This is a genomic window from Streptomyces sp. NPDC049577 (genome assembly GCF_040675635.1).
Taxonomy (GTDB): Bacteria; Actinomycetota; Actinomycetes; order Streptomycetales; family Streptomycetaceae; genus Streptomyces.
Window position 1 is genome coordinate 1 of the sequence record NZ_JBFAPH010000287.1, and the last position, 8094, is coordinate 8094.

Consider the following 8094-nt stretch of genomic DNA (forward strand, 5'->3'; position numbering starts at 1 on the left):
GGGTCACCTTCGGATGGAAGCCCACCCCGCCCGGGGTGAGTGCCTGGCCGACGCCCGCTCCAGGGAAGGACCCCTTCGTGAGCGACACCACCGATCTGATGGGCGTGAACGCCGCAGGCACTTCTGCCACGGACGCTCCCGCCGCGCCTGCCACCGGTGCTGCCACCGCCCCCAAGCGGCGCCGCTCGGGCACGGGCCTCGACGCCATGGTCCTGGCCGAGCTCCAGCAGCTCGCTTCCAGCCTCGGCATCAAGGGCACCGCGCGGATGCGCAAAGGCCAGCTGATCGAGGTCATCAAGGAGAAGCAGGCCGGCGGCGCGCCCGCCAAGGCCGCCGAGCCGGCCGCCGAGGCCGACACGGCCAAGGCCGCGCCGAAGCGCCGTGCCACCTCCCGGGCCCGCACCGGCGAGGCCGCCGCGGAGAAGTCCGCGGAGAAGGCCACTGCCGCCCAGCAGCAGATCGAGATCCCGGGCCAGCCTGCCGGTGAGGAGGCCCCGGCCGGCGAGCGCCGCCGCCGTCGCGCCACCGCGGCCGCCGGCAGCCCCGAGACCGCCGAGACCCGCGCCGAGGCCCGTACCGAGGCGCGCACCGACACCAAGACCGAGACCCGTGGCGAGGAGCGTGCCGAGGGCGCGCTCGACGCCGCCGAGGGCAAGGCCGCCAAGGGCGGCGAGCGCCAGGACCGCGCCGAGCGCGGCCAGAAGGGCGACCGCCGCGACCGTGGCGAGCGCGGCGAGCGCCAGCGCGACCGTGACCGTGACCGCGACCGCCGCGGCCGTGGTGACGAGGGCGCCGGCCAGCAGGGCGCCGGCCGTCAGCAGCAGCGTCCGCAGGACGACGGCTTCGACGACGAGGCGGGCGGCCGTCGCGGCCGTCGCGGCCGCTACCGCGACCGCCGTGGCCGCCGTGGCCGCGAGGACTTCGCCGGCGAGCCGCAGCTGTCCGAGGACGACGTCCTGATCCCGGTCGCGGGCATCCTGGACATCCTCGACAACTACGCCTTCGTCCGGACCTCCGGCTACCTGCCCGGGCCGAACGACGTCTACGTCTCCCTCGCCCAGGTCCGCAAGAACGGCCTGCGCAAGGGTGACCACGTCACCGGCGCGGTGCGCCAGCCGAAGGACGGCGAGCGCCGCGAGAAGTTCAACGCCCTCGTGCGCCTCGACTCGGTGAACGGCATGGCGCCCGAAACCGGCCGCGGCCGCCCCGAGTTCGGCAAGCTCACCCCGCTCTACCCGCAGGACCGCCTGCGGTTGGAGACGGACCCGGGCGTGCTGACGACCCGCATCATCGATCTGGTCGCCCCCATCGGCAAGGGCCAGCGCGGTCTGATCGTGGCCCCGCCGAAGACCGGCAAGACCATGATCATGCAGGCGATCGCCAACGCGATCACCACCAACAACCCCGAGTGCCACCTGATGGTCGTCCTCGTCGACGAGCGTCCGGAAGAGGTCACCGACATGCAGCGGTCGGTCAAGGGCGAGGTCATCTCCTCGACCTTCGACCGCCCGGCCGAGGACCACACCACCGTCGCCGAGCTCGCCATCGAGCGCGCCAAGCGCCTGGTGGAGCTGGGCCACGACGTGGTCGTCCTGCTGGACTCGATCACCCGACTGGGCCGCGCCTACAACCTGGCCGCCCCCGCCTCGGGCCGCATCCTGTCCGGTGGTGTCGACTCCACGGCGCTCTACCCGCCGAAGAAGTTCTTCGGTGCCGCGCGCAACATCGAGGACGGCGGCTCGCTGACCATCCTGGCCACCGCGCTGGTCGAGACCGGCTCGCGCATGGACGAGGTGATCTTCGAGGAGTTCAAGGGCACCGGCAACATGGAGCTCAAGCTCGACCGGAAGCTCGCCGACAAGCGCATCTTCCCGGCCGTCGACGTCGACCCCTCGGGCACCCGCAAGGAGGAGATCCTCCTCAGCGGCGAGGAGCTCAACATCGTCTGGAAGCTGCGCCGGGTGCTGCACGCGCTCGACTCGCAGCAGGCCATCGAGCTGCTCCTGGACAAGATGAAGCAGACGAAGTCCAACGCCGAGTTCCTGATGCAGATCGCCAAGACCACGCCCGCCCCGGGCAACGGCAACGACTGATCCGCGTCACCCAGCACCACCCCGGGCCTCCCCGTCACCTCGGTGACGGGGAGGCCTTTGGCTTGCCGTCCCGCCGGCCCGGGCCGGGGATCTGAGACATCCGCCACAGCCGCACCCGGTCGAAATGGCGTGAAACCGCACCCCGGTGCCGGCCGAAGTCCCAGGTAGCGGCGGGCGGAACGGCCGCGGCCGGGGAATTTTGTCCCACGATTTTCTTAGCAGGTCCTCATATTCCGCTGTGCAACCCTTGCGCAAGCTCTCCCGTCTGAAAGGGACAGCCGGACACACCAGCGGAGGACTGAGGAGCACATGACGGACGACAGCAGGAGCACGCCGACGGCGTCCCGCCGCCGTGCCGGCGGAAAGCGCGGTCGCCGTCGTAAGCCCCCGGCCCGCCGCACGGGCTGGCGAATAGCCGCCTGGAGCACGGCCGCGGTCGTCGTCCTCGGCGGTGGCGGACTGGGCTTCGTCTACTTCAAGCTCAACGGCAACCTCAGCGGCGTCGACATCAACGCCGCCCTGGGCACCGACCGCCCGGACAATGTCGACAACGGCTCGCAGGACATCCTGGTCCTCGGCTCCGACTCCCGGGCCGGCGCCAACAGCGCCTACGGCCGCGACGAGGGCAGCTCCCGCTCCGACACGGCGATGATCCTGCACGTCTACGCGGGTCACAAGCAGGCCAGCGTCGTCAGCATCCCCCGGGACACCATCGTTCCCCGGCCCGAGTGCAAGACCCTCGAGGGACGGACGAGCCCGGCCGTGCGCCGTGCGCAGTTCAACGAGGCGTTCTCGGTCGGCGGCCCGGCCTGCGCGGTCAAGACGGTCGAGAACATGACCGGGATCCGCATGGACCACTACATGGAGGTCGACTTCGCCGGCTTCCAGAAGCTGATCGACAAGCTCGGCGGCGTCAGCGTCACCACCACCAAGGCGATCCACGACAAGCAGAGCCACCTCGACCTCTCCGCCGGGAAGCACGTCCTCAACGGCGAGCAGTCCCTCGGCCTGGTCCGCACCCGGCACGGTGTCGGCGACGGCAGCGACCTGGGGCGGATCAAGCTCCAGCAGGCCTTCGTCAAGGCGCTGATCGACCAGGTGAAGTCGGTCGGCCTGTTCACCAGCCCGACCAAGCTCTACGGGATCGCCGACACCGCCACCAAGGCGCTGACGACCGACTCCGAGCTCGCCTCCGTCAACAAGCTGCTGACCTTCGCCAACGGCCTCAAGGGCATCGGCTCGGGCGACATGCACATGGTGACCCTGCCGGTCACCACCGACCCGCGCGACCCCAACCGCGTGGTGCCCATCCAGAGTGCCGCCGGCCAGATCTGGCAGGCCCTGCGGGCCGACCGGCCGATCCCGGAATCCGCCCTCGCGGACGGCGAGGGCACCAGGACCGAAGCGGACGGCGTCGTCTCGTAGCCCACGCGGCGGTCCCCCGGACGGGGGCCGGGAATACCCGGCCCCGACCCCCCGTTTTGGGGGATACGGCCAGTCCTGGCAGACTGGTACGTCGGCCCCGGTTCACGCACGGCAATCCCGCCCTGCGACCCGGTGCCCTCCCGAACCTAGGAGAACCCTTGAAGCGCGACATCCACCCGGAGTACGTCGAGACCCAGGTCAGCTGCACCTGTGGCGCCTCGTTCACCACCCGTAGCACGATCCCCGGCGGCGTCATCCGCGCCGAGGTCTGCTCCGCTTGCCACCCCTTCTACACCGGCAAGCAGAAGATCCTCGACACCGGTGGCCGTGTGGCGCGGTTCGAGGCCCGCTTCGGCAAGAACGCCGGGTCGGCGAAGAAGTAGCGACCCGCAGGCGCCGGTCCTCGGGTGCCCTTCGCCAGCGAAGGGTGCCCGGACCGGCGCTTTGTCGTCCAGCAGGCCCGTCACTTCCAGCAGCTAGGGAAATTCGATGTTCGAGGCAGTCGAGGAACTCATCGGTGAGCACGCCGACCTCGAGAAGCGGCTCGCCGACCCCGCCGTGCACGCGGACCAGGCCAACGCCCGCAAGCTCAACAAGCGCTACGCCGAGCTGACCCCGATCGTCGGGACGTACCGCTCCTGGAAGCGCACCGGGGACGACATCGAGACCGCCCGCGAGTTCGCCGCGGACGACCCCGACTTCGCCGCCGAGGTCAAGGTCCTGGAGAAGGCGCGCGAGGAGCTGACCGACCGGCTCCGGCTGCTGCTCGTCCCGCGCGACCCCAGCGACGACAAGGACGTCATCCTCGAGATCAAGGCGGGCGCCGGCGGCGACGAGTCCGCCCTGTTCGCCGGCGACCTGCTGCGCATGTACCTGCGCTACGCCGAGCGCGTCGGCTGGAAGACCGAGATCATCGACTCGACCGAGTCCGAGCTCGGCGGCTACAAGGACGTCCAGGTCGCCGTGAAGACCAAGGGCGGCCAGACCCCCGAGCCCGGCCAGGGCGTCTGGGCCCGGCTGAAGTACGAGGGCGGCGTGCACCGCGTGCAGCGCGTCCCGGCCACCGAGTCCCAGGGCCGCATCCACACCTCCGCCGCCGGCGTGCTCGTCACGCCCGAGGCGGAGGAGGTCGACGTCGAGATCAACATGAACGACCTGCGGATCGACGTCTACCGCTCGTCCGGCCCCGGCGGCCAGTCCGTCAACACCACCGACTCCGCCGTGCGCATCACCCACCTGCCCACCGGCGTCGTCGCCTCCTGCCAGAACGAGAAGAGCCAGCTCCAGAACAAGGAGCAGGCCCTGCGCATCCTGCGCTCCCGGCTGCTGGCCGCCGCGCAGGAGGAGGCCGAGAAGAACGCCGCGGACGCCCGCCGCAGCCAGGTCCGCACCGTCGACCGCTCCGAGAAGATCCGCACCTACAACTTCCCGGAGAACCGCATCTCGGACCACCGGGTCGGTTTCAAGGCGTACAACTTGGACCAGGTGCTCGACGGTGACCTCGACGCGGTCATCCAGGCCTGCGTCGACGCCGACTCGGCCGCGAAGCTCGCGGCCGCCCAGTAACCCGCCCGCGGCACCGCCGCCGTCATGCAGCGCAACAGGAGGAAGGCCCAGTGAACCTGCTGCTCGCCGAAGTGGCGCAAGCCACTCAGCGGCTGGCCGACGCCGGCGTGCCCTCCCCGCGCTTCGACGCGGAGGAGCTGGCCGCCTTCGTGCACGGCGTCAAACGGGGCGAGCTGCACACCGTCGCCGACGCGGACTTCGACGCCCGCTACTGGGAGGCCGTCGCGCGCCGCGAGGCCCGCGAGCCGCTCCAGCACATCACCGGCCGGGCCTTCTTCCGCTACCTGGAGCTCCAGGTCGGCCCCGGTGTCTTCGTGCCCCGGCCGGAGACCGAGTCGGTCGTCGGCTGGGCCATAGACGCGGTCCGCGCCATGGACGTCGTCGAGCCGCTCATCGTCGACCTGTGCACCGGCTCCGGCGCCATCGCCCTGGCCCTGGCCCAGGAGGTGCCCCGCTCCCGCGTGCACGCCGTGGAGCTCGACGAGGACGCCCTGGGCTGGGCCCGCAAGAACGTCGAGGGCTCGCGCGTGACCCTGCACCACGGCGACGCCCTCACCGCGCTCCCCGAGCTCGACGGCCAGGTCGACCTGGTCATCAGCAACCCGCCCTACATCCCGCTCACCGAGTGGGAGTACGTCGCTCCCGAGGCGCGCGACCACGACCCGGAGCTCGCCCTGTTCTCCGGCGAGGACGGCCTGGACACCATCCGCGGCCTGGAGCGCACCGCGCACCGGCTGCTGCGCCCGGGCGGCGTCGTCGTCGTCGAGCACGCCGACACCCAGGGCGGCCAGGTGCCGTGGATCTTCGCGGAGGAGCGCGGGTGGGCGGACGCCGCCGACCACCCCGACCTCAACAACCGCCCCCGGTTCGCCACGGCCCGGCGAGTGACGCCATGACCGGGGCCCCGCGACCCGACGGGTACCAGAACCGCTTCGCGAAGGAGATGTGATGGCACGGCGATACGACTGCAGCGACGCGACCGACCGCAAGACCGGTCTGCGCGAAGCGGCCGCCGCGGTCCGGCGCGGCGAGCTGGTCGTGCTGCCCACCGACACCGTCTACGGCATCGGTGCGGACGCCTTCAGCCGCGAGGCCGTCGGCGACCTCCTGCGGGCCAAGGGCCGCGGCCGGGGCATGCCCTCGCCCGTCCTGGTCGGCTCCCCGAACACCCTCCACGGGCTCGTCACGGACTTCTCCGAGCAGGCCTGGGAGCTCGTCGACGCCTTCTGGCCCGGCGCCCTGACCCTGGTCGCCAAGCACCAGCCCTCGCTGACCTGGGACCTCGGCGAGACCCGCGGCACCGTCGCGGTGCGGATGCCGCTGCACCCGGTGGCCATCGAGCTGCTCACCGAGTTCGGCCCGATGGCCGTCTCCAGCGCCAACCTCACGGGGCACCCCTCCCCGCAGACCTGCGACGCCGCGCAGGAGATGCTGGGCGACTCCGTCTCCGTCTACCTCGACGGCGGCACCACGCCCGCCAACGTGCCGTCCTCCATCGTGGACGTCACCGGCAAGGTGCCGGTCCTGCTGCGCGCCGGCGCCATCAGCGCCGAGGAGCTGCGCGAGGTGGTACCCGACCTCGAGGTGGCCAATTGATCGCCCCGCAGGGGCGTGGCATAGCGGGACCGGAGACCAGCACCGACACCTTCCGCATCCTCCACGTCAGCACCGGCAACGTCTGCCGCTCGCCCATCACCGAGCGGCTGACCCGGCATGCCCTCGCCCACCGTCTCGGCGACCCGTTCGCGGGCGGCCTGGTGGTGGAGAGCGCCGGCACCTGGGGCCACGAGGGCGCGCCCATGGAGGCCCACGCCGCCACCGTCCTCGCCGACTTCGGCGCCGACCCGCACGGCTTCACCGGGCGCGAGCTCCTCGACGAGCACGTCATCCGGGCCGACCTGGTGCTCACCGCGACCCGCGACCACCGGGCCCAGGTCATCTCGATGGGCCACTCGGCGGGGCTGCGCACCTTCACGCTGAAGGAGTTCACCCGGCTGGTGCGGGCCATAGACCCGGCGACCCTGCCGGAGCCCGAGCGGGCCGGCGGCCTCGTCGAGCGCGCCCGCACCCTGGTCCAGGCCGCCGCCGCGCTGCGCGGCTGGCTGCTCGCGCCCAGCGCCGAGGCGGACGAGGTGCACGACCCCTACGGCGCGCCGATCACCTTCTTCCGGTCCATCGGCGACGAGATCAACCAGGCCCTGGACCCGGTCGTCACCGCCCTGACCGGCGTCCCGGCGCGCACGTAAGGGCACGTTCGCCACCACGGCTCTACATTGGGGGTGAGGCCGCCGAGCAGCCCTCGCACCCGAAGCCGGAGCCAGCGATGCCCGTCACCCCAGCGCCCGCCCCAGACCAGACGCAGACCCCCGAAGGGGCCGGGCTCCCCGCGCGCGGGCCGGGTTTCGACGCGCTCCTGCGGCAGGACCCCGAGATCGCCGCGGTGCTCCTGGGCGAGACGGCCCGGCAGGCCGCGGGCCTCCAGCTGATCGCCGCCGAGAACTTCGCCTCGCCCGCCGTGCTGGCCGCACTCGGCTCGCCGCTGACGAACAAGTACGCCGAGGGCTACCCCGGCCACCGCCACCACGGCGGCTGCGAACTCGTCGACATGGCCGAGCGCATCGCCCTGGACCGCGCCAAGGCGCTCTTCGGCGCCGAGCACGCCAACGTCCAGCCGCACTCCGGCTCGGCCGCCGTCCTCGCCGCCTACCTGGCCCTGCTGCGCCCCGGCGACACCGTGCTGGCCATGGCCCTGCGGCAGGGCGGCCACCTCACCCACGGTTCGCCCGCGAACTTCTCCGGCCGCTGGTTCGACTTCGTCGGCTACGGGGTGCGCCCCGGCACCGGGCTCATCGACTACGACCAGGTGCGCTCCCTGGCCCGCGCCCGCCGGCCCCGCGCGATCGTCTGCGGCTCGACCTCCACCAGCAGCACACGGACGGGCCGCGGCGGGGTTCCCGGGGCCGGGGCGGACGAGGACACGGGCGTACGGGCTCCTGTTCGGACGGGTCGG

At 72.2% G+C, this 8094-nt stretch carries 7 protein-coding genes and 1 pseudogene; all 8 read left to right on the forward strand.

What is annotated here, in order from left to right; genetic code table 11:
• The first annotated feature begins 77 nt into the window (after positions 1-77).
• A complete protein-coding gene (gene rho, locus AB0K09_RS25560; RefSeq protein WP_366067733.1) occupies positions 78-2093 on the forward strand; it encodes a transcription termination factor Rho in 2016 nt (671 codons plus the stop codon).
• Between the two features lie 309 nt (positions 2094-2402).
• Entirely contained in the window at positions 2403-3518 is a 1116-nt protein-coding gene (locus tag AB0K09_RS25565; RefSeq protein WP_366067734.1) for an LCP family protein, read from the forward strand.
• 158 nt (positions 3519-3676) lie between these two features.
• Positions 3677-3901 (forward strand): 50S ribosomal protein L31, encoded by a 225-nt coding sequence (rpmE, locus tag AB0K09_RS25570; protein ID WP_366067735.1) that lies wholly within the window; start codon positions 3677-3679, stop codon positions 3899-3901.
• A gap of 106 nt (positions 3902-4007) precedes the next feature.
• On the forward strand, positions 4008-5084 hold the full coding sequence (prfA, locus tag AB0K09_RS25575) for a peptide chain release factor 1 (RefSeq protein WP_366067736.1): 1077 nt from the start codon (positions 4008-4010) through the stop codon (positions 5082-5084).
• Between the two features lie 50 nt (positions 5085-5134).
• Complete coding sequence (gene prmC / locus AB0K09_RS25580) at positions 5135-5980, forward strand: peptide chain release factor N(5)-glutamine methyltransferase (protein ID WP_366067737.1); 846 nt, start codon at positions 5135-5137, stop codon at positions 5978-5980.
• Positions 5981-6032: 52 nt separating this feature from the next.
• A complete protein-coding gene (locus tag AB0K09_RS25585; protein ID WP_366067738.1) occupies positions 6033-6680 on the forward strand; it encodes an L-threonylcarbamoyladenylate synthase in 648 nt (215 codons plus the stop codon).
• Positions 6677-7330 (forward strand): protein-tyrosine-phosphatase, encoded by a 654-nt coding sequence (locus tag AB0K09_RS25590; protein ID WP_366067739.1) that lies wholly within the window; start codon positions 6677-6679, stop codon positions 7328-7330. The genes AB0K09_RS25585 and AB0K09_RS25590 overlap by 4 nt, the downstream gene beginning before the upstream one ends.
• A gap of 77 nt (positions 7331-7407) precedes the next feature.
• Positions 7408-8094, forward strand: a pseudogene (locus AB0K09_RS25595) (hypothetical protein); the annotation flags it as partial.